The organism is Fluctibacter corallii (genome assembly GCF_025751585.1).
Lineage (GTDB): Bacteria > Pseudomonadota > Gammaproteobacteria > Enterobacterales > Alteromonadaceae > Fluctibacter_A > Fluctibacter_A corallii.
The window spans coordinates 21,770-43,082 of sequence record NZ_JAOWKX010000002.1 but is presented as its reverse complement, the minus strand read 5'-3'; the positions used below and the strand labels follow the sequence as shown (position 1 = coordinate 43,082).

Annotated in this window: 16 protein-coding genes and 3 tRNA genes; 8 read left to right on the top strand and 11 right to left on the bottom strand. The window is 43.1% G+C overall.

Annotated elements, in window-relative coordinates:
• The first annotated feature begins 253 nt into the window (after positions 1-253).
• Together OE749_RS03685 and OE749_RS03680 are read left to right on the top strand one after the other, a co-directional pair.
• On the top strand, positions 254-916 hold the full coding sequence (locus OE749_RS03685) for a BON domain-containing protein (protein WP_263711014.1): 663 nt from the start codon (positions 254-256) through the stop codon (positions 914-916).
• A 107-nt stretch (positions 917-1,023) separates the two neighbouring features.
• Positions 1,024-2,208 carry a S8 family peptidase gene (locus tag OE749_RS03680; protein WP_263711013.1) on the top strand — a complete coding sequence of 395 codons (1,185 nt, stop codon included), beginning with the start codon at positions 1,024-1,026 and terminating at the stop codon, positions 2,206-2,208.
• A 47-nt stretch (positions 2,209-2,255) separates the two neighbouring features.
• On the opposite strand, the gene OE749_RS03675 is transcribed toward OE749_RS03680, so the two are convergent.
• The 7 genes from OE749_RS03675 to OE749_RS03645 form a co-directional block, all read right to left on the bottom strand.
• Positions 2,256-2,332, bottom strand: a tRNA-Met gene (locus OE749_RS03675).
• Positions 2,333-2,427: 95 nt separating this feature from the next.
• Positions 2,428-2,504: transfer RNA gene (locus OE749_RS03670), tRNA-Met, on the bottom strand.
• A gap of 56 nt (positions 2,505-2,560) precedes the next feature.
• Positions 2,561-2,637: transfer RNA gene (locus tag OE749_RS03665), tRNA-Met, on the bottom strand.
• Positions 2,638-2,835: 198 nt separating this feature from the next.
• Complete coding sequence (locus tag OE749_RS03660) at positions 2,836-3,141, bottom strand: 4a-hydroxytetrahydrobiopterin dehydratase (protein ID WP_263711012.1); 306 nt, start codon at positions 3,139-3,141, stop codon at positions 2,836-2,838.
• Positions 3,142-3,521: 380 nt separating this feature from the next.
• Positions 3,522-4,451 carry a transposase gene (locus OE749_RS03655; protein ID WP_263711011.1) on the bottom strand — a complete coding sequence of 310 codons (930 nt, stop codon included), beginning with the start codon at positions 4,449-4,451 and terminating at the stop codon, positions 3,522-3,524.
• A gap of 163 nt (positions 4,452-4,614) precedes the next feature.
• The gene (locus OE749_RS03650) at positions 4,615-7,302 is read right to left on the bottom strand and encodes a TonB-dependent receptor plug domain-containing protein (protein WP_263711010.1); all 2,688 of its coding nucleotides are present in this window, start codon (positions 7,300-7,302) and stop codon (positions 4,615-4,617) included.
• 281 nt (positions 7,303-7,583) lie between these two features.
• Complete coding sequence (locus OE749_RS03645) at positions 7,584-8,051, bottom strand: MaoC family dehydratase (protein WP_263711009.1); 468 nt, start codon at positions 8,049-8,051, stop codon at positions 7,584-7,586.
• 150 nt (positions 8,052-8,201) lie between these two features.
• Between OE749_RS03645 and OE749_RS03640 the strand changes: the two genes are divergently transcribed.
• A complete protein-coding gene (locus OE749_RS03640; RefSeq protein WP_263711008.1) occupies positions 8,202-9,101 on the top strand; it encodes a LysR family transcriptional regulator in 900 nt (299 codons plus the stop codon).
• A gap of 252 nt (positions 9,102-9,353) precedes the next feature.
• Positions 9,354-9,752: a DUF3718 domain-containing protein gene (locus OE749_RS03635; protein ID WP_263711007.1), complete on the top strand. Its 399-nt coding sequence runs from the start codon at positions 9,354-9,356 to the stop codon at positions 9,750-9,752.
• Positions 9,753-10,076: 324 nt separating this feature from the next.
• Here the strand turns inward: OE749_RS03635 and OE749_RS03630 are convergent, their stop codons facing one another.
• Genes OE749_RS03630 through OE749_RS03615 form a run of 4 tightly spaced genes read right to left on the bottom strand, consistent with a single transcriptional unit; the run spans position 10,077 to position 16,185 of the window.
• Positions 10,077-10,985: an alpha/beta fold hydrolase gene (locus tag OE749_RS03630; protein ID WP_263711006.1), complete on the bottom strand. Its 909-nt coding sequence runs from the start codon at positions 10,983-10,985 to the stop codon at positions 10,077-10,079.
• 39 nt (positions 10,986-11,024) lie between these two features.
• Positions 11,025-12,824 (bottom strand): acyl-CoA dehydrogenase C-terminal domain-containing protein, encoded by a 1,800-nt coding sequence (locus OE749_RS03625; protein ID WP_263711005.1) that lies wholly within the window; start codon positions 12,822-12,824, stop codon positions 11,025-11,027.
• Positions 12,825-12,859: 35 nt separating this feature from the next.
• Positions 12,860-14,041 carry an acetyl-CoA C-acyltransferase gene (locus OE749_RS03620; protein ID WP_263711004.1) on the bottom strand — a complete coding sequence of 394 codons (1,182 nt, stop codon included), beginning with the start codon at positions 14,039-14,041 and terminating at the stop codon, positions 12,860-12,862.
• An 11-nt stretch (positions 14,042-14,052) separates the two neighbouring features.
• Complete coding sequence (locus OE749_RS03615; protein ID WP_263711003.1) at positions 14,053-16,185, bottom strand: 3-hydroxyacyl-CoA dehydrogenase NAD-binding domain-containing protein; 2,133 nt, start codon at positions 16,183-16,185, stop codon at positions 14,053-14,055.
• A 252-nt stretch (positions 16,186-16,437) separates the two neighbouring features.
• Between OE749_RS03615 and OE749_RS03610 the strand changes: the two genes are divergently transcribed.
• The 4 genes from OE749_RS03610 (at position 16,438) to OE749_RS03595 (ending at position 21,282) form a co-directional block, all read left to right on the top strand.
• Positions 16,438-17,205: an SDR family NAD(P)-dependent oxidoreductase gene (locus tag OE749_RS03610; protein ID WP_263711002.1), complete on the top strand. Its 768-nt coding sequence runs from the start codon at positions 16,438-16,440 to the stop codon at positions 17,203-17,205.
• 227 nt (positions 17,206-17,432) lie between these two features.
• Positions 17,433-18,062: an EF-hand domain-containing protein gene (locus OE749_RS03605; RefSeq protein WP_263711001.1), complete on the top strand. Its 630-nt coding sequence runs from the start codon at positions 17,433-17,435 to the stop codon at positions 18,060-18,062.
• Positions 18,063-18,220: 158 nt separating this feature from the next.
• Positions 18,221-20,293, top strand: a complete 2,073-nt coding sequence (locus tag OE749_RS03600; RefSeq protein WP_263711000.1) for an extracellular solute-binding protein — start codon at positions 18,221-18,223, stop codon at positions 20,291-20,293.
• Positions 20,294-20,391: 98 nt separating this feature from the next.
• Entirely contained in the window at positions 20,392-21,282 is an 891-nt protein-coding gene (locus tag OE749_RS03595) for a hypothetical protein (protein ID WP_263710999.1), read from the top strand.
• The last annotated feature ends 31 nt before the right edge of the window (positions 21,283-21,313 follow it).

Sequence of the window (21,313 nt, the reverse complement as noted above, 5' to 3'; positions counted from 1 at the left end):
GTTAGTTGTTGAGTATTCATTGGACACCCACTTTCTAGCTGTCTGAATGATAATAGGGAACTATTTACCAAACTGGATAACAAACTGGACACCCACCATTCTTAAGACGGATTCAGTGTGTTGATCATCAAACTTCTTCCATACTACACAGGTAAACACCAAGTGGTAGCTTAGGTAGAGGCAATAGTAGACACCCACTCTGTGAGAATGAAAAGTACCACTAAATGGCTTATTTATTAACTTGGAGATAACGATGAAAAAGTCTTCCCAAATTACAATGATTGCAATCTCACTATTTTTTTCTGGCCACGCATTTGCAGCAGATAAAGACCGCTGGGAAAAGGAGGCTATGGATGCGTGGCTAGATGGAAAGGCGGAAACCGTGATTTTATTCAACACGAACCTCAACTCGTTCGACATCAACACGGATGTACAAAATGGTACTGTCATCCTGACAGGAAAGGTTGATAGTGACTACGATAAGCGACTTGCAACGGAATTAATCCGCGAGCTTGAAGGCGTAAAAGAGGTAGATAATAAGTTAACTGTACTCCACGATAATGATGCATGGGTAAAAGACTATGTGAAAAAACGCCGCGAAGAGGTCGCAAATTACGCGGAAAATAAAAAAGAGAAATGGGAAAAAAAGTTTGATAAAACCGTGGATGACTGGGAAGAAAAGGACTTCGTAGACGAGTTTGTAGATGCAAAAATATCCAGCGTAATTGGTACAAAAATGTTGTTCAATACAGAACTTGATAGTGACGATATCGACATTGAGGTAGACCGTGGCGATGTGTTTTTGATGGGGCACGTTTCGAAAAAATCAGATATTCAATTAGCTGAAAAAATCGCTAAGGGAACTGAAGATGTGAGAAAAGTGCATAACAAACTGACACTTAGACAAGGTGAATAACCCCCTTGAGTACTAAACTTTTCCTACGCGCTTCTCCATTGTGAGAGAAGCGCGTTACAACCTACACTTTAATAGAGAAAGTTTACTCAGTATCAAGGTTGAAAATCATGAAAATGGAAAAGTTTGTTGTTCTTCGTAAATCACAAAGCCTTCCTCCCACATTTGCCTCATTTGGGTCGGGAAGAAGCACACATCTCACTCACAGTGACGCAATAACTAATGTTGAGGAAGCCGAACTAACGACCCAAGAAGTTGGAGATCTGCGACGCGACCCTCGTACAAAAGCCATCGCACCTGACATGCCCCATCAATTGATCGCCCCTATGTCTCAAGACGATGTTGCCTCTAATACATTATCTGACAATACGTGGGGAATTGAAGCCGTAGCCGCAGATACGTCTCAGTATGATGGCTCAGGTATCAACGTTGCCGTACTCGACACGGGCATTGACCCATCTCACGCTGCATTTAATGGTATGGAAATCGTTCGAAAAAACTTTACAGATGAATCAGACGATGATTTGCATGGGCATGGTACCCATTGCGCGGGGACAATTTTTGGCCAAGATGTAAACGGTAAGCGTATTGGAGTCGCTCGAAATATCAATAAGGCGATTATAGGCAAAGTATTGGGTCAAAGCGGTGGAGGAACATTAAGTATCACTCGCGCTATCATGTGGGCTGTAGATGAAGGCGCAAATGTCGTATCTATGTCTCTGGGAATTGACTTCCCAGGTTATGTTGCCTTTCTTACTGAACAAAGAGGCTATCCTATTGAGGCCGCAACATCTATTGCTCTTCAAGCTTATACAGCTAATGTTAATTTATATAGTCAACTCACTGATTTTATTACTGCACGAGGCAGTTTCGGAGAAGGCGCAGTTCTTGTAGCTGCAGCAGGTAATGAAAGCAGGCGTGATGATTACGAGATTGCTGTGGCACCGCCGGCCGCTGGTATGGGTATAATATCAGTCGGCGCCCTAGCTGAATCGGGCAACAAATATTCAATTGCAAACTTTTCAAATACTCAGTGTGATATATCCGCACCAGGTGTAAAAGTTGTATCTGCAAGGTTGGGTGGTGGTTTAACCGCTATGAGTGGAACGAGTATGGCGTGCCCACACGTCGCTGGTGTAGCAGCACTTTATGCTCAGCGACAGAAAGACAATTTAAACTGGATAGAACACACGGCATTGATTGCAAAAATTATTGGTAGCGGCACTTATCAAGGATTAACGGATACTATTGAAGAAGAAGATGCTGGAACAGGACTAGTGAAGGCACCACAATAAAAGCAGTATTACTTACAACTGATTGGATTTAGAACTTTATTTTCAGGTGGTTGCGGGAGCCGGATTTGAACCGACGACCTTCGGGTTATGAGCCCGACGAGCTACCAGGCTGCTCCATCCCGCGCCTGAAAATATGTTTACTAACTACTACGTAATTAGGAAATATAGAGAATATTGAAAAACCTTGGTTTTTTTAACCACTTCTTTTAACTGAAAAAGTGGTTGCGGGAGCCGGATTTGAACCGACGACCTTCGGGTTATGAGCCCGACGAGCTACCAGGCTGCTCCATCCCGCGCCTGTGATAAGATTACATTGCAGAATCTAAGTAAAGATTTACTCTATACTTAAAATTGGTTGCGGGAGCCGGATTTGAACCGACGACCTTCGGGTTATGAGCCCGACGAGCTACCAGGCTGCTCCATCCCGCGCCTGTAATCTTTGCTTAAACGACCTGAGCCGTTAAGTGCTGCGTATTATACATAGCAAAGAATGGCACGCAAGTTGTATTACAAAAAAATTTCAATCTTGTCGCTCGTTAGCTGATTCTTTGCTCACATAGCCAGAAAAACGAACAAATAGAACATATAGCAAACTAGGTCACTAGCGTTTAACAGAACACGATCCGCTTAACTCTTAAGCAGTTCCATTTTTTCAGCGAGTTTAAAGTCAAGTTCACTGATTCCATCGGCATCATGCGTAGTCAAGTTAATTTCTACTTTGTTATATACATTAAACCATTCGGGATGATGATTTAATTTTTCAGCCCATATGGCGATTTGACTCATCCAGCCAAACGCACGAATAAAGCTTTTAAACTTGAAGGTTTTACATAGCTTGTCGTCAACAATTTTCCAGTGAGTTCCTTCGTCCAAATCTGCATTTAACTGCGCTAAAGCTGCTTTCAGCTCAACTTCATTCATTTTTTGAGGCATAGTAATCCTTGTGTTAGCAATGTAAAACTGAACAACAATACTGAAGCCCAAGAGCAAAAAGATAAAGTCATGTATTAATATCATCCATAGTCTAATTGGCACAAAAGCTTTACATATTAGAAGCTTGCTCATTCTTTGAGATTAGACACCCACATTTATTACTAGTACCGATTTCACCATTTTTCCCTTCGTAGGAACCGAAATTACGAATTTTCGCCATGAGCAATTGCAAATACACCGTGAATCAAAGCTCAATTGTTCAAGATTCTCGAATATTAACAAAAGCGATTATTGACGTTGCTGGAGTGAGAGATCTAACAGAAAGGAAAATGAAAATAAAATTCAACTGACTAAGAGGAATTTAAGGATATGAGGTTAATTTAAGAGGCCTTTGGCATACTAGCGCAAAAGTTATCCCCTCTGATCTTGCCTTTATAAGCTACTTCAAACTTCGAAGTTAAGGCAATCCAATGTGAAGGCGAAATCCCCCACTCTTCAAAAAGAGATGGCGATTTAATAAAACCAGGTTTATCTGGCCTTTTAATTTTGCCTGTTATTTCAACCAGCTTTATATAGGTATATATTTCAAAAGGGATACCTTCCGACTTTTTTGAACCATGCTCGGCTGTAAAAGGCATTAATGACTTTAGCTTACCTTTTTTCATTAATGCCAGAATCCGCCTACGAATACTCGTATGCTTTGATGATTCAAGTGACGTTGCCAACCCTGCACGTACGGGGTTCAGATCTACGTAAGTCATACAGGCTAACACGGCTTTTTCATCTAACAATGCTTGCGAGGTGAAACGCCCCTCCCAAAAGCGTCCTTTACACTCGTCTTCTTTATTTGCTTTTCGTGCAATATATTCATTTAAACACCGCATAAACCAGCTGACGTCGGCCAATCGACCTCTGTATACCTGTATTTCACTTCTGACTTGATCTCGTTCAACCTTTGACATGCACGCACGGCTATGTGGGTTTATAAATTGCTGCAATAAAATAGAACCTTTGAATAGGCGCATCCATTTCACCGCAACGTCAATATCAGATAATTTTTGGGATCTTGATTTGTCAACACGCAATACTACGTGCGTATGATTGCTCATAACTGCATAAGCACACAAGCCAATACAGAATATATCTGCAAGCAGTAACAATCGATTTTCCACCCAACCACGCCTATGTTCGTAATTTTTCCCTGTTTTTTTATCTTTCCCGCATAGATAAGCCTGTCGAACACAGCGAGAAATACAATGATAATAATGAGTATCAGACAAATTTATGAGTTTTGAACGAGGTCTTGCCATAGTGAATTCCCTTTTACTATGGATTGACTTTACACTATTTTCTATATCAACGTAGTACAGTATTCAACCCGTCAATTGTGGGTGTCTACATATAATTACTATAATTATTAAACCGACTTCTTAGCCAAATTGTAGCTCCAGCAGAAAGCTGGAGCCAAAAAGATTAGAACTCTATCGCCAACCTTGCATAGAGCTGTCTTCCCCTAGGATCATGCACTTTAGAATCATATCCGCTATTTGTGAATAACTGAGGTGGATCCTCATCAGTGATATTAATGCCTCCCAACGTTAAAACGTAAGTGGTCTCTGTTTCAAATATTGCACCAAGATCAATATTGTATTGGGCATCAATTGTGGTATGGCTGTCCACTTCTTGGAGTCCATTCGGGCATCCTTCGGTGGCAGGTGAACCATCTGCGCAATTCTGATCATCTAAATAACTATCAATATAGCGGACAAAAATATGCGCAGAGTGAATGTCTGCTTGCCAACTTAAGCCTAGGTTGTATCGTAGTTCTGGAGTGGAAACCCCAATATTGCTAAAGTTACGCCGCCCGGCACCATCAATAATGCCCGCTTGCGGGTCATTTAGCTCATATTTTGTAATGTAGGTGGCATTGAAGCTGGGTGTCACACTCCCCCAAGCAGTATCCATTTTATAGCTTGCCACCAAGTCAATACCGTGCGTTCTAAGTGAACTTGCATTAACAAAGTTCGTGTTTACTCTCAGTAACGGACCTGTAAGCGGATCACCAGCACGAACAACACGATCTGGGTTTTGAGGATTGGCATTTAGGATTGCTTGGTAATTTTCTTGGATAATCAAATCCTCAAATTTAAACCGCCAAAAGTCTAACTCAATTGACAAGTCATCAATGGGTTCAAGAGAAAAGCCAATATTTGTCGCTTCTGATTCCTCAGGTTTAAGTTCTTCACTCCCTGATAAACGGGTCGCTGCAAAAGACATAGAGCCATTAAGCGGATCAATCATTTGGTTTAATGCCGTAGCGGAGCCATCCCGTTGAAAAATTGATGGAGCCCTAAATGAAGTTGAATATGACCCTCGAATGGAAAACTCATCCATCACTCGCCAAGAGACAGCCACTTTGGGGTCTAGGGTATCCCCCACATTTCCGCCGTATTCTTCGTACCTAAGGGCTAACTGAACATCCAAATCAGCGGTGACTGGCAACGCAAGCTCTGCAAATGCAGCCCAGACATCTAACGTACCTTGTGTATCAGGACTACCTATTACAAAATTAAACGCATCCTGATTAGATAGAGAATCATAATCTTGATCAAACTCTTCATCCCGATATTGCGCGCCCAAGGCTAAACCCGCTTCACCGCCGCCTAATTCAAACAAGCCAAAAGAAGCAAATGCCTCAAGTACCTGCAAATCCGTTTTGGAATCAATCATTTGAGTTGCGGTAATCGAGTCAATCACTGACTGAGAATTTGGCATGGTTGTGTATGAAGTGGCAAACGGATTAAAATACTCGCAATTACCTTGACCTGGTGTACCCGTTACAGGGTTACAACCTATGCCCCCTAACCCATTCAATGCTAGATTAAGATCTGCGTTTAATGTATCTCTTACCCAATAAAGAAAATCGTTACGCGCCGTGGTATAACTCACTTCCCAGAAGCCACTATCTAGCTCACCTTGCAGCATCGTACTCAAACGAAAGGTGTCTGATTCTGTATTAGCAGGATCGCCCGGATACCCGTTACCCAACGCCCTCCCAAAGAAAGAAACCGGAGCTCCAAAAGGGTTAGACGGATGATCAGCAGGAACGGTGGGGAAGGTTAAAATAGGAAAACTCGGTGAGCCTCCTCTCTCTGCTCGATTCCTAGCATAGCTGATTTCCGTGGTCCAACTAAGCATATCGGAAGGTTCATATACCGCTTTAACATAGCTACTCACGCGGGTTTCGTCTGGAACAAATGAATAGGTATTGCCAAAGTCAAATCTACAATACCCTATATCTAGATTGGGCACGGTTCCACTTGGCGCACGAAGGAGAGGGTAACCTCCAAATTCAGCACAACCAGTTGGATCGATAAATGGGGTCCCATTCAAAAAGAAAGTTCCAGGACTTCCCAATGTACTCGTATCATCTTGTGGTCGACTCAAACGCCGATCGCCAATAAACATAGGGGCTCTATCAGTATAACTAATGGCGGCCATAACACTGCCAGTATCTCCGCTAGCGCCCCACAATCCTTGAATGATGTACTCTCGATTATTACCATATTTACCATCCTGATAATCAAGCGTCACTTTCGCGCCATCATAATCTTTCTTAGTTATGAAATTAACCACGCCTGCAACTGCGTCAGATCCATATAAGGCTGAAGCACCGTCTTTCACTACTTCCATTCGTCCAATAGCAATCATTGGTACAAGCGAACTGGTATCTACAAAGTTTAATCCATCGTTAGTCTGCTGTGCTGTGACTACTTGTCTTTTATTATTTAAAAGAACCAGAGTAGACGAAACCCCCAACCCCCTTAGGTTAATATTGGATGTTCCAGCCGTTGCATTTTGCGTAAATGCATCTGGATTATTCTGTGAACCCGTATTAATAGTCAGCGTTTGCGTAATATCACTAATATTTTTTGCACCAATGGCATCAATATCAACACTATCAACAACCGCGAGCGGCGACGGTGACTCAAAATTTTCGCTTCGTCTAACAAAGCTACCTGTAACCATAATTAACTCAACATCTGATTCTCGGTCAGAATCAGCGCTATTTGACGCTTGCGCAGATACAGTAGAGGTAGAAGCAAACAGCTGTGTGGCAACAACAACAGCGATCGTTGTAAGGCGAGTGTGTAAAGTCATATTGTCTCCCCAAAATCAAATTTCAGTTTTGACTCAGACACCCATACCTCAAAGAGACAAAACTGTTATTGATTGATATTTTTGTATTAATAAGGGAGTGTATATAACCAGAAAAAACGATAGGCGTTCATATCGCAGCTTATTAAGAAGCAATGCCAGATTCATCCATTCAACGTCTAACACTCCCAATTGCATAAAAATAGTCAGTCACTAATCTATGCCTTCAATTTCATACTACGGGGGAGAAAACCCAATGTAAATTTTATGTTATTTATTTGTTATTATTCATTTTTGGCATGGTCTGACCTCTTAGACACAAGTAATGATAAAAAGGTACCTACCATTGCTAAAGACGATTTATCCTTAATACGCACTTCAATCTCAAACGCAAATAATTTACCAGTAGGTTTAATTATTATCTCACTTAATGAGGCTTGATATTTTATTAAGTCACCACAACGAACAGGCTCTAGAAAACGAATTTTATCAATTCCGTAATTCACCAACATGTCAGTTTCTCCGTTAATCGTCACCATCTCATAGAACCTAGAAGGTATCAGTGAAGCGGTGAGGAAGCCGTGCGCAATAGTTACACCAAAAGGACTATGTGTTATGCATCGTTCAGGAGATGTATGAATCCACTGAAAGTCTCCGGTTGCTTCAGCGAATTGGTCTATCTGGGCCTGCGTAATTTCAATCCAGTCACTTTCAGGAAGCACGTCCCCCACCGATAAATTATTCACATTCATTTGTAGACACCCACTTTTCTTAAGTTGAACTTTAAAGTTTAGAGAGAAGATTACTATTAACCTAATGAATAGTATGTATAATCTTTCATTAAGATGACTAATAGTTCAGGCGTGATAAACTGTCGCTAAGTTTACAGGAATGTTGTACTTATGAATCTTAACCGCATCGATCTTAATCTGTTTGCTGTATTTGATGCCATTTACACCGCTGGCAGCCTAACAAAAGCAGCAGACGTGTTGTGTATTACGCAACCAGCTGTAAGCAATTCTCTATCTCGTTTAAGGGAAATGTTAAATGACCCGCTTTTCGTGCGAACTGGCCATAGCATGACGCCCACTCCCGTTGCGCAAAATATTATTGGCCCTGCAAGAGAAGCACTATCGCTATTAAGAAAAAGTGTTCAAGATAGCCACGTGTTCGTTCCTGAAACTGCTGAAAAGGCTTTTCATTTCGCGACGCGTGATCTGCTAGAGGCGAGTGTTATGCCAAGGTTACTAGCCAGACTTCAGCACATGGCACCAGGAATTTCCTTGTCAAACTATGAAATTCCTAGGGGCGAGGTCGTTGGCGCCATGGCAAGCGGCGCACTCGATTTTTTTGCTGATGCATCAACATTTACAGACCCACACTTGCACAAACAGAAGATAGCCGAAGATCGATTCGTCGTGTTAGCTAGGAAGAACCACCCTGATCTTCGACAAGGGCTTAATTTAGATACATTCCTTAGATTAGGTCATATCAACGTTTCACACAGGAAAAGTGGTGCTGGCCCCATTGATATCGCACTCGATAAAATTGGAAAGAAACGTCAAGTATATATGCGAGGGCAGCATTTTCTCACCGTCCCCAGCGCTATCGTAAAAACGGACCTGATTGCTTGCATCCCCTATCATCTCGCAAAACATTATGACCTTGCGATTTATGAAATGCCCTTTACCGTCAACCCTATTGAGTATTATCTATATTGGCATGTCAGCGCAGATCATGACCATGCACATATTTGGATGAGAGATCAAATATTGGAAGTCGCAAAAGCATTCTCTCCATAACGTCAGCTAAACGCTAACGAGGCTTTATAACTTTTATAAAGCCTCCGACAAGATTCTGTGTGTCGTCTTCAGTAATATGAAGGTATCATTTGTGAATAAGCCAAACATTCCCTACATTTGCCCCTCTTACACACAATAGTTATTACTTTGCATACCCATGTATCACCCCTGCTCTTTTTTCAATCAATTTATTTTTGTTTAATACTGGCGTCGAACATAAAACAACCAGATTAATTTAAAAGGAATTGAGCCATGTTGAAAAATAGCTTAAAGACTTCTCTTCTAATTGCTGCATCACTTACCACAATTTCTGGAACTGCTCATGCAGACGTAAACGCAGCCCTCCAAAACATCTGTAATATTGTTCAATCAGATGACAAAGGCGAGCTTCGCAAAAAGATGAAGAAGGTACAATCAGACTACCGTTTGAAACTTCAGGATTATTACGCGGGTGTGTCTTGTAGCGGAAACAGTCTTATTCGCACCGCAATGTTAAGTAATGCAGTGGAAACTGGCACGTTGTTAATAAAAAAGATGCCTAAAAAAGACCTGGCCAAGCCTGAAAATGATGGCAAAACGTTAACCGCATGGGTGTCTGAAAATGGGCTTGATGCCTCGCCTATCGCAGCAGTGCTCAAAGACCGTATCTAATAGAAAAGATGCGCTTGACGATAAATGTATCAGGCGGCCTGTAGGTCGCCGTTTTAGTTTTTCAGACACCTCCGAATTGTCCTGTTAAAAAGGGAATACCCACAAAAGTCAAACACCTGATTAGCCCCCGTTAAAAGTGGACACCCACATTAGATAAAATGTAGACACCCACGTCGCTTAAGCTTCAAAATGAAAGGCAATATGCGTATTCGAGCGATATGCCTACTCCCTACTTCTAAAAAAAACAATGAGTTATATGAATTTGGTGATGATTACATTGAAAACGCTGCACACGCTAGGTGACTAAAGTCTTAACTTGCTCACTTAATACAAGCACAAATCCACATGACGCTTAATCTCTCGATTAACATCATCAGATAATTCATGGTGGACCCAATGACTCCCATGTTCATAGGTTTTTATTGTCATTGTAGATACATACTTATCCAGCCCTTCAAGCACATCGTGAACAAAAGCACGATCTTTCATCCCCCATAACACTAAAGTGGGTGTCCCAACGCGTATATTGGGTAAATGAAAGTCTGTATCACTTCTCACGTTAGTGGATTCCAAAGGAGGTATTTGTGGCATCATTTTATAGTAATTAAGCATCGAGGATAACGTCTCTACGTTAGACCAACCCTTTTTATACTCTTCAATTTCCTCCTGACCGAACTCCCCTATGCTACGGCTTTTCTGGAGCATATTTTGCAAATACTCGCAGTTATTCTGTTGAATGCGTTCAACGGCATCTTCCGCAATTAATGTATGAATATAATGGCTTCGCCGTTGCTGCTCAGCATTTGTCATCATTTCACGAGTAAAGGTGGTTGGATGCGCGGCGTTTATAATAACAAGACCAGACAGCAAAGAGGCATGAAATGCAGCCAAAGGCCAGGCAATCGCCCCTCCCCAGTCATGTGCAACTAGAAAAGTGCGTCGTCCATCCGCAATATGCGAAATAAACTCCACCATAACACTGACTAAATTCGATATTGAATAGAAAGCAGCATCGTGTTTGCTATCAGCGACATTAAAACCTGGTAAATCAGGCGCAATACACAAATATTCCTTTGAAAAAAAAGCCAACTGCCTATGCCAAGCATAAGCATTTTCGGGAAAACCATGCAAAAAGATCAATACCGTATCAGATTCACTGTTTCCAGAAGCCAGATAATGCATCGTTGTGCCTGTAAGATTCGCGATACCAGCTTCTATATTGTCTTTTTGCATACCGTCACCCTATTTATGATTGGCCTGATTACCTCAGAATTAATCCACTAAAAATAACGACTCATCCATAGACATTAAGTTATCCGCGCCCGATTGCATTGCCGAGACCAGTGAGCGGGTGCGCGTAAGCAATCGGTCAAAATAAAATGCAGCTGTTTGTAATTTGGCTTGGTAAAAGTCTACTTCATTTGAACCCGAATCTATTTTCTCTTGAGCGACTACGGCCATCTTCAACCACAAATAACCTACCGTTACATAACCTGAATACATCAAATAATCTACCGCAGCAGCTCCTACTTCATCTGGATTTCTCGCTGCTTGCTTTCCAATATCTGCGGTTAGCTGCAACCATTCATCAAGATGAGACTCCACGGCATTCGCCCACGCATTGAATTGCTGTTTGTCTCGTAAACTTTGGCAATAGGTTCTAATTTCCTGTCCGAAAACTTTTAATAGTTCACCATTTGAACCCAACACTTTTCGCGCAAGTAAGTCTATAGCCTGTATGCCCGTCGTCCCTTCGTACATAGTACAAATTCGAGTGTCTCGTGCTAGCTGCTCCATTCCCCACTCAGCAATATAACCGTGCCCCCCGTAAACTTGCATACCATAACTGGTAGTTTCTTGAGCGGTCTCCGTTAAAAACGCTTTTACTATGGGTGTCAACAAAGCGAGTTTTGCCTCTGCAAGGTGCTTTTGCTGTTCATCACTTCCGTAAAGGCCTTGGTCAACCAGCTTCATACAATATATAGCGAGTGCTCGATTCCCTTCGCGAAATGCTTTTTGCGTGAGTAACATGCGCCTGACATCGGGATGTACAATAATTGGGTCTGCCGGACCATCAGGGTTCTTTTTCCCCGTCAGTGAGCGGAATTGAAGACGATCTTTGGCGTAGGCTAACGCTCCCTGAAATGCGGCTTCAGTCCCTGCTAACCCTTCTAACCCTGTTCCAATTCTGGCCATATTCATAAACGTAAACATGCAATTCAGGCCACGATTAGGCTCGCCAATTAAATAGCCTTTTGCACTATCAAAATTAATTACGCAGGTTGCACTGCCTTTGATTCCCATCTTGTGCTCTATCGAACCGCAATGAACCGCATTTCGATCGGTTTTACTGCCATCATCATCAACGTTAAATTTTGGCACAATAAACAACGAAATACCCTTGGTGCCTTGTGGCGCGTCAGGCAACCTAGCCAGCACAATGTGTATGATATTTTCAGACATATCGTGCTCACCAGCAGAAATAAAAATTTTAGTCCCTGTTAGTTTATACGAACCGTCTTGATTAGGTTCCGCTTTGGTTTTCAGCATGCCTAAATCTGAGCCACAATGTGGTTCAGTTAAACACATGGTGCCCGTCCATTCACCTGATATTAGTGCAGGTAAAAACCGAGCCTTTTGCTCTGATGTTCCATGCGCTTTAAGGGTTTCCATACACCCCTGACTGAGACCTGGGTACATTGCCCAAGAATGGTTTGCACCAGAAAACCACTCAGCGATTGATGCCGACAACGAGTAGGGTAAAGCCTGCCCACCAAATTCTTCGGGGTGTGCCATTGATGGCCAGCCACCTTCAACATACTTCTGATAAGCCTCTTTGAACCCATCAGGCGTTGTAACGTCACCATCTTCCCATTTACAGCCTTGTTGATCACCTATCGCGTTGATTGGGGCAAGCACGTTGTCTGTAAATTTAGCGGCTTCATTAAAAATTGCCTCAACCATGTCAGGTGACGCATCTTCGAAACCCAGTTCAGCGTAGTGTTGCTCAAACCCGAGTAACTCATTCATAACAAACTTTGTATCTCTTACAGGAGATTTAAAATTCTGCATAGTAACTAACCTATCTTTTGCGGCTATTTCTTAGCCTAAATCACTTCAAACAAACCGGCTGCGCCCATTCCACCGCCCACACACATTGTGCATACCACATATTTTGCGCCTCTGCGCTTACCTTCAATCAAGGCATGCCCTACCATACGAGCTCCACTCATGCCATATGGGTGTCCAATTGAGATAGCGCCACCATTTACATTAAGTTTGTCATTGTCTATACCCAATTTGTCTCGGCAATACAGTACCTGCACGGCAAACGCCTCGTTAAGTTCCCAAAGACCAATGTCGTCCATTGTTAACCCAAAACGCTTTAGTAGTTTAGGAATAGCAAACACAGGGCCAATTCCCATTTCATCTGGCTCACATCCAGCTACCGCAATGCCCCGATAAATACCTAATGGGCTAATATTGCGCTGCTCAGCTAGCTGGCTATCCATCAAGACACAAGCAGATGCACCATCAGATAACTGACTCGCATTTCCAGCAGTAATACACCCCCCTTCCACAACCGGGTTTAGCGCTGCGAGCCCCTGTGCATTGGTATCAGGTCGATTTCCTTCATCTTTGCTAAGCGTCACAGTTTCACGCGTGGTCTCTTTTGTCTCTTTGTTTAAGATCAATTTTTCCGTGCTAACGCTAAAAATTTCATCCATGAAATATCCTTCCTGCTGCGCAAAAGCAGTACGTTGCTGGCTTTGAAGTGCATATACATCTTGCGCCTCTCGCGAAATGCCATACCGCTTTGCGACAATTTCAGCAGTTTGCAACATGGGCATATAAATGTGTGGATGCTGTTTAACCAATGCTGGGTCAACGGCGCGATGCATATTCATGGATTGATTTTGAATGAGTGAGATTGAATCAAGCCCGCCAGCCACCATAATTGGAACATTATCTGACACAATTTGCTTAGCAGCTGTCGCAATCGCGAACATACCAGAGCTACATTGGCGATCTAATGTCATGCCACCAACGGTAACTGGAAGTCCTCCCGCAAGTGCAGCCAACCGGCCAATGTTCATACCTCCGCTGCCCTGCGTCAGCGCACAGCCCATCACAACATCATCGACCTCAGCGCTTTCAATATTGGCTCGTTTAACGGCCTCGGCTATGGCTAAGCCTCCTAAAGAGGGCGCCTCAAGATCATTAAAGGCACCTTTGTAGGCCCGTCCGATGGGTGTTCGTGCTGTTGATACAATAACGGCTTCTTTCATAGTCAGTTCCCCTACTTCGATGTGGGTGTCAATGACGCGAACGTCGCGCCAGATTCGGCGAGTTTTTTAAGGAGCGTAGACGGGACAAACCATGTTTTACCGTGTTCGCCTAGCGTCGTCTGATAATCAACCATCGCGTTATATATCTTGTCTAAACCTATCTCATCGGCATACTGCATCGGCCCCCCTCGATATACAGGAAAGCCATAGCCGTAAACATAAATCACATCAATGTCTGACGATTTAGCCGCAATGCCCTCTTCGAGAATTTTCGCCCCTTCATTAATAAGCGGAAACAAGCACCTTTCTATTATTTCTTGATCAGAGATAGTGCGTTGGCGAATGCCCAGTGCCTCTGCTTGCTCTTTGGCAATAGTTAGCACGTCAGGATCATTAATAGGTTGACGATTTCCCTCTTCGTATCGGTAGGCGCCTCTCCCAGATTTCAACCCGACACGCCCCATTTCAACTAACTTATCTGCCACCACACAGTAAGACGGATCGTGAGCGATATCCTCCTGTCGCTCTTGCCTAACATAATATCCAATATCCAATCCGGCCATATCCCCCATTGTGAATGGCCCCATCGGAAACCCAAAGTCGTAAAGCACCTTATCTATTTGTTCTGGCGTTGCGCCTTCAAGTAAAAGTCGATTTGCCTCTCTTGAATATGGCTCAATCATTCGGTTGCCCACAAAACCAAAGCAGACACCCACTAACACCGCCACTTTATTAATTCGCTTCGCTAACATCATCGCTGTTTTAATCACATCTGACGCGGTTTTATCTGCCTTTACGACCTCGAGGAGTTTCATTACATTTGCGGGACTGAAAAAGTGCATACCAATTACGTCTTGAGGACGGTTTGTAGATTTCGCGATCTCGTTAATATCTAACGTAGACGTATTGGTGGCCAAAATTGCGCCAGGCTTACAGACTTCATCTAACGTTTTAAACACCTGTTGTTTAATTGCCATCTGCTCGAATACCGCTTCTATTACTAGGTCTGCATCGGTGATATCAGCATACTCCGTCGTGCCATGAATAGCCGACATACGTAATTCCACATCTTCGGCTGACAAACGTCCTTTTCGAGCAGTAGCCTCATAATTTTCACGTATTTTTCCAAGCCCTTTTTGTAATGCCTCATCTTTTAGTTCGAGCAAGATCACAGGAATGCCTGCATTGGCGAAATTCATTGCAATTCCGCCGCCCATTGTGCCGGCACCAATGACAGCTACCTTCTTAATCTCGCGAATGGGTGTCTCTTTCGCGTAATCATTCACATGGCTTGCAGCACGTTCTGCGAAAAAGAAATGTTGCTGCGCTCTGGCTTGCGGTGTTTTCATGCATGACATAAATAAGGAAGCTTCTTTTTGCAACCCCTCGCTAAGCGGCAACAAGGTCGAGGCCTCTACTGCTTGAATACACATTTCAGGCGCAAAAAAACCTCTTGCTTGTTTCTTAATTCCTGCACGATATGTCTCAAAGACTTCCTTCTCGTCATGCGGTATCGAAACTGGCAACGATGAGCACGGCCTGGGCCCTCGATTCTCACTAAGCAATTCCGCTACAAAGTGCTGGGTGGCGCTGTCAAGTGAAGCGGGATCATCAACAATAAGATCAAACAATCCATTAAGCGATTCGACTGGTTTGGGTTTGCCCGACACTATCATATCTAAGGCTTTCGTAACGCCGACGAGCCTTGGCAAACGCTGTGTTCCACCAGCACCCGGTAAAATACCAAGATTAACTTCAGGCAAGCCGACTTTGTTGCCTTTAAACGTGATCCGGTAATGACACGCCAACGCAACTTCTAATCCGCCTCCGAATGCCGCCCCACTTAATACAGCAATAACAGGTTTTGATGCCGATTCTATTGTCTGAAGCACATCTGGTAGCATTGGTGCTTCAGTGCCTGTTTTAAATTCAGCGATATCTGCTCCGCCAGAAAATAGCGCTAATCTAGATGTAATCACGATGGCCCGAACACCATCATTTTCAAGCGCGTCTACAATATGGGATTGCAGCCCTTTTCTAACTTGAAAACCAAGCGCATTGACGGGCGGATTATCCATTGTAAGTATTGCAACACCGTGCTGAATATCAGCACTGATTACACTGACAGTTTGTTTCGAGTCCATTTGTCGCCTCAGTCTAGATAGTTTGAGTGGAAGCAATTGTTAGAATGTTATGTCCGAGATGTTAATCATCCAAATTTATTAATTTTATCCTTAAAAATTAAATCCAGTGATACTTCAAACGCGACAAGGCCTGCGATGCAGGTATCATTTTTTCTCATGTTGACACCCACTTTCTCTGTATTGATCTTTTTTCGTGCACGCGTTATTTGTGAGAATCAGCTCAAACATCCACTACTTAATAAGGAAAACATCATGGATACACTTCTCGATTTTTCAGGAAAATGCGCATTAATAACGGGGGCAGGAAGCGGATTTGGAGAACGCCTCGCTACGGCATTGGCTGAGCGACGGTGTAATCTCGTTTTGGGAGACATTAACGAATCTACGCTAACAGAAACCGTTAAAAGCCTCGAACAGTTTGACGTACAAGTGAAGGCATTGGTTGGTGATGTAAGTAACGAAGGCTACTGCTCCTCGCTTGCACATCTTGCTGAAGCCTCGTTCAAAAGATTAGATTTTGCAGTCAATAATGCTGGGGTTGCCCACAAAATGTCACCCATTCATACGTTAACAGAAGACACCATTAATCAACAAATGCAGGTAAACGTAAACAGTGTTTTATTTGGAATGAAGTCGCAAATTCCTATTATGCTAAAGCAACAAAGAGGGCATGTTTTAAATATCAGTTCGATGGCGGGTATTGGTGGTGCACCGAAAGGTGGAGCCTATTCAGCAGCCAAGCATGCCGTTGTCGGTCTCACTCGCACGGCAGCAATCGAATATGCCAGATACGGTATTCAGGTTAATGCCCTTTGCCCTTTTTTCAGCCCAACGAACATAATGAACGTTGAAGGCTTAGCGTCAACTGAAGAACGCGAAAAACTGGCAAGTGGGTGTCCAATGAAGCGTTTAGCTGAGCCACAAGAAATTGTGAATACCATGGTGTTATTACTGTCTCCGGGAAATTCCTTTATGACAGGACAGGCCATTGCGGTTGATGGCGGTGTTAGCGCTTGGTAATTTCCCAGCCCCATATATGAAGTGCTGGGTAGTATTAGCACTTCAGACACTGTCTTTTTTATCGACTTTGCTCTCATGTATCTTGCCAAGTATTCATATCAAAACAATAATCCTTTTATTTCAATAAGTTAAAAAATAATTTGTTTTTTAAATTTTTTTTGTCAACGGCTTTGTCTTTTGCCCGTTGTTACTACTGAATACATTAAAAATGATGACAGGAGACAAAAATGATCAAAGCCAAACATGTTTTGATAGCGACGGTAACAGCATGTTCTTTTCTGGCAGCGGCGCAACTTCATGCTCAAGAAGCACCACAAAATGGCAAGCGTGGTCACAAGCATGGAAAACCATCAGTTGAAAAGATGCTTGCGCGTTTAGACATCGACCAAAGTGGAACCCTTACGTTAGATGAAATGTTAACAGGTGCATCTGACAAAGCTGCCCGCAAATTTGAGCGCAAAGATGCAAACGCAGACGGCAGCTTAACCTTTGAAGAGGCCAGCAGTGGTCGCGAGCGCCCAGATTTGTCTGATATCGCCGAAGATATTGCAGCTTGTGTAGCAGACATAAAAGATGAAACAGGTGATGAAAATATTGTCGTTCCTGATTTTTCATCTCGTCTCACTGCTGAAGAGCGTTTCGACACCATTGATGCTAATGACGACAATCTGATTGATTTATCGGAAGCAACCTCGCATGCAGAAAGCCGTGCGACTGACAAATTTAACGCATTAGATACCGACCTAAATGGTGAAGTATCAGAAGACGAATTAACCGCTCATGCTGACAGCCGCCGCGCTACGCGCCAAGCTGTTCGCAACTGTGTTGATTCACTTTCTGACGACAGCGGAATCTAACCAGCGTTTTCTCTCCTCCTTTGTATGTGCTGGGGCCTTAGCGCCCCTTTTTCGTTAACTAACATAGACAAATTAGTGTTCATCACCTAGATCTTATTGGGGGATTCCGCCAAGCAAGGAGTACCAATTCGTTTTCTTCAAAGGTGTTTTACAAGTACATGAATAGATCGTGGCTCAAGCAAATAGCATTTGTCTTTCTTCTACCATCTCTAACCTTGTCTTGGGCGAATGCCAATACTGATATAGCTGAAAGAAAAACAATTGAGCTAGCAACCTCAAATGTAAGCCCATACAGCAATCAAGATGATCCTAGCGTGGGATATGTAAATGAGCTTATAACAGAAGCGTTCAAAGAAAGTGACTACAATGTCAGCATCCAGTTTTTTCCTCATGCACGTGCCGTATTTCTGGCAGAATCAGGTAGAGTAAACGGCATTTTTCCGTATCAAAAGCTACAAACTGGCACCACGCATTTTTTATATTCAGATCCGATTCCTGGAGGAAAAATGGGTCTGCTAAAATTACGTTACGACCAGCTAAAAACCGAAATCAACACCGAGATTAATCAATCACCGAAAAGTCCCGTACTGATCGGTGCGGTAAGAGGAGCAGTGTTACCCCTTATCGTTAAAAAACTAACAAGCCATTACGACATTGTTCATGCACAAAGTCACGAAAACCTGCTTGCAATGTTAGCAGCTGGGAGGATTGATTATGCCATTTCAGACAAATATTCCGTATCTGAAATTATCATCAATACAATGCCTTATTTGGTCGGCAAAGTTGAATTTATCGAAGATAACGACACGCCTAATGAATACTATTTAGCCATTTCTAAACAGTATGAAGACGCAGAGAACACATTGTCTCACTTTAATCGTGGATTGAAGCGAATTAAACAAAACGGTATCGCTGATGAAATATTGCAACGCTATGGAATATTTACGACATCACCATCAACCTCAGTAAGCAAACATATTAATATTTCTGTAGCCGACATCAATGCCATTCATCACGCGATTACGCTGACCCCTGAGTTGGAAAAGCAATTCCCTGAAACAGAATTCAGGTGGTATATCATGGAAGAATCGGTATATCGGCGGCGCTTGCTCGGTGATTTTGCTTTGTCGCAAAGCCACTTCGACATTATCATGACTGGCTCTTACGAAATCCCTATTTGGGCAAGAAACGGTTGGCTAGCTGAAATTACAGCGCTTGATGAAGATTACGATCTTGATGATTTTTTTCCGGCAGTTAAGCAAGCTATCACCGTCAACAACCGAATTTGGGCGTTTCCTTTTGTGGCGGAGTCAACTGCACTTTTTTACCGTAAAGATATTTTAGCGTCTAAAGGAATTGAACTGCCATCTCCACTTACCTATCAACAACTCAAAGAAATCGCGAAGCGCGTTCATTCGCCAGAAAGTAATATATACGGTATCGGGTTAAGAACACGGCCGGGATGGGGGCAAAATATGGCGCTCCTTTCAATTATAGTCAACGCCTATGGAGGGCAGTGGTTTGACGAACAATGGCGACCATCTATCAACACCAAGCCTTGGGTTGATGCCGTCCGTGTCTATCGAGATATGCTTCATGAAGCAGGCCCACCTGATTTACTTAACAAAGGATGGAGAGAAAACCAGCAATTATTCGCAGACGGGAATCTCGTTTTTTTCATAGATGCAACATCATTAGCCGGCTATTTTACAGAATCACTCAACACCTCGGTACGTAATTATTTTGATGTCACCGATGTCCCTATTGGTGTCACCTCAGATGGAGCAAGGTGGTTTTGGTCTTGGAATCTAAGCGTATCAGCATTTTCAGAAAACCAGACATTAGCCAAAGAAGTCGCTAAATGGCTAACTTCAAAAGCCTTTATTCAACAGTGTAAAACGCAACTTGGCGTGACAAATGTACCATCAGGCACACGAAAATCGACCTACGATGACGCGTATTTTTCGTCTCTCCCTTATGCAGAGGCTGAATATCGCGCATTAAGCTCTTTCTCAGCTCGGCAACAAGGTTTATCGAGTGTTGGCACACAGTTTGTTCCCATACCAGAGTTTACCGCTGTCGGGTATCAAGTCGGGCTTGAAATCCACAAGGCGATTATGTCAGAAAAGAGCGTCGAACGCGCCCTCGAGGATGCACAGCGAAAAGTAGAGTTAATCATGAAGAACGCCCAACTTCATCAGAAAAAATTTGTAAAAATAAAGCCATCTTAATCACCAAGGTAATTTTAATAACTCATCGGCTTTGTCTTTTTAAATCAAGTCCGTTATTTTATCGCTCACTTAATTAAGCGACATAAATCAGACTCACTTTGAAAACAATAAAAATACCCTATTTGACTGGCTTTATTTTACTGGGCTTGTGTGGAAATACCGCTTCTGCTCACAGCCTTTACATTGGTGCAGGCCAATCAGAACAAACCGCATCAGCCGGTCCCAATTCTTTTGATTTTACCCCTTGGGGCTATTCAGTGTACGGCGCATTTAACGCCACAGACAACCTGATTTTATCCGCCGACATTTATACTGCAAACGAAAAGAAACGACTATCACGTAACGTAGAGGGTGAAGTAGACATTCATGCTTGGAGCATAGGTGCCAGTTACTTTTTAGACAATTGGACATGGTCATTCAGTTATGCAGGATGGGAAGATGAACTAACATTACACGCTAACTTTGAACGACGTGAGCGAGTCGACCAGGCTACCGACGCACCTTCCTTATCAGCTTCCGTCGCTTATGATTGGCAACTAGATAATTGGCAAATTAGCAGTACGCTGGGTCTACACCGCGCTGAGTGGGAGAAGCGTGAACACCGTTTCGACGGCCGACGCTCTAATACGTCACTCGACGAAGGACATTCTACGTTTGCCAGCGTGTCATTGTCTGCTTCTCATGCTTGGCATGTTGAGTCTTCCCGCTTTGTTGTGCTTGGCGCCAGTGTAAGGTGGAACGAAGCGTTAAATGATGAGTCTGAGGCTGTCTCCAGAAACGGACGCAATGTTAACCAAATTCAAGATCGCTTTATTCGAAATATGATCAACGCTCAAGCCGCTGTCGGCAGTGAGAGTTATGGTCAAATGTCTACCTATTTTTCATATGACATTATCGAAGATTGGTCAGTAGACGTGTCGATAAGCCGTGATTTTGGTACAACCGTTTCATCAACCTCTTGGTCACTGAATGTGGGCCATCAGTTCTAATTTAATTGGGCAGGTGCATTGGCGACCTGCC

Coding starts and splice junctions, on each gene's coding strand:
- OE749_RS03685 (WP_263711014.1), top strand. CDS start 254: ATGAAAAAGTCTTCCCAAATTACAATGATTGCAATCTCACTATTTTTT.
- OE749_RS03680 (WP_263711013.1), top strand. CDS start 1,024: ATGAAAATGGAAAAGTTTGTTGTTCTTCGTAAATCACAAAGCCTTCCT.
- OE749_RS03660 (WP_263711012.1), bottom strand. CDS start 3,141: ATGCCTCAAAAAATGAATGAAGTTGAGCTGAAAGCAGCTTTAGCGCAG.
- OE749_RS03655 (WP_263711011.1), bottom strand. CDS start 4,451: ATGGCAAGACCTCGTTCAAAACTCATAAATTTGTCTGATACTCATTAT.
- OE749_RS03650 (WP_263711010.1), bottom strand. CDS start 7,302: ATGACTTTACACACTCGCCTTACAACGATCGCTGTTGTTGTTGCCACA.
- OE749_RS03645 (WP_263711009.1), bottom strand. CDS start 8,051: ATGAATGTGAATAATTTATCGGTGGGGGACGTGCTTCCTGAAAGTGAC.
- OE749_RS03640 (WP_263711008.1), top strand. CDS start 8,202: ATGAATCTTAACCGCATCGATCTTAATCTGTTTGCTGTATTTGATGCC.
- OE749_RS03635 (WP_263711007.1), top strand. CDS start 9,354: ATGTTGAAAAATAGCTTAAAGACTTCTCTTCTAATTGCTGCATCACTT.
- OE749_RS03630 (WP_263711006.1), bottom strand. CDS start 10,985: ATGCAAAAAGACAATATAGAAGCTGGTATCGCGAATCTTACAGGCACA.
- OE749_RS03625 (WP_263711005.1), bottom strand. CDS start 12,824: ATGCAGAATTTTAAATCTCCTGTAAGAGATACAAAGTTTGTTATGAAT.
- OE749_RS03620 (WP_263711004.1), bottom strand. CDS start 14,041: ATGAAAGAAGCCGTTATTGTATCAACAGCACGAACACCCATCGGACGG.
- OE749_RS03615 (WP_263711003.1), bottom strand. CDS start 16,185: ATGGACTCGAAACAAACTGTCAGTGTAATCAGTGCTGATATTCAGCAC.
- OE749_RS03610 (WP_263711002.1), top strand. CDS start 16,438: ATGGATACACTTCTCGATTTTTCAGGAAAATGCGCATTAATAACGGGG.
- OE749_RS03605 (WP_263711001.1), top strand. CDS start 17,433: ATGATCAAAGCCAAACATGTTTTGATAGCGACGGTAACAGCATGTTCT.
- OE749_RS03600 (WP_263711000.1), top strand. CDS start 18,221: ATGAATAGATCGTGGCTCAAGCAAATAGCATTTGTCTTTCTTCTACCA.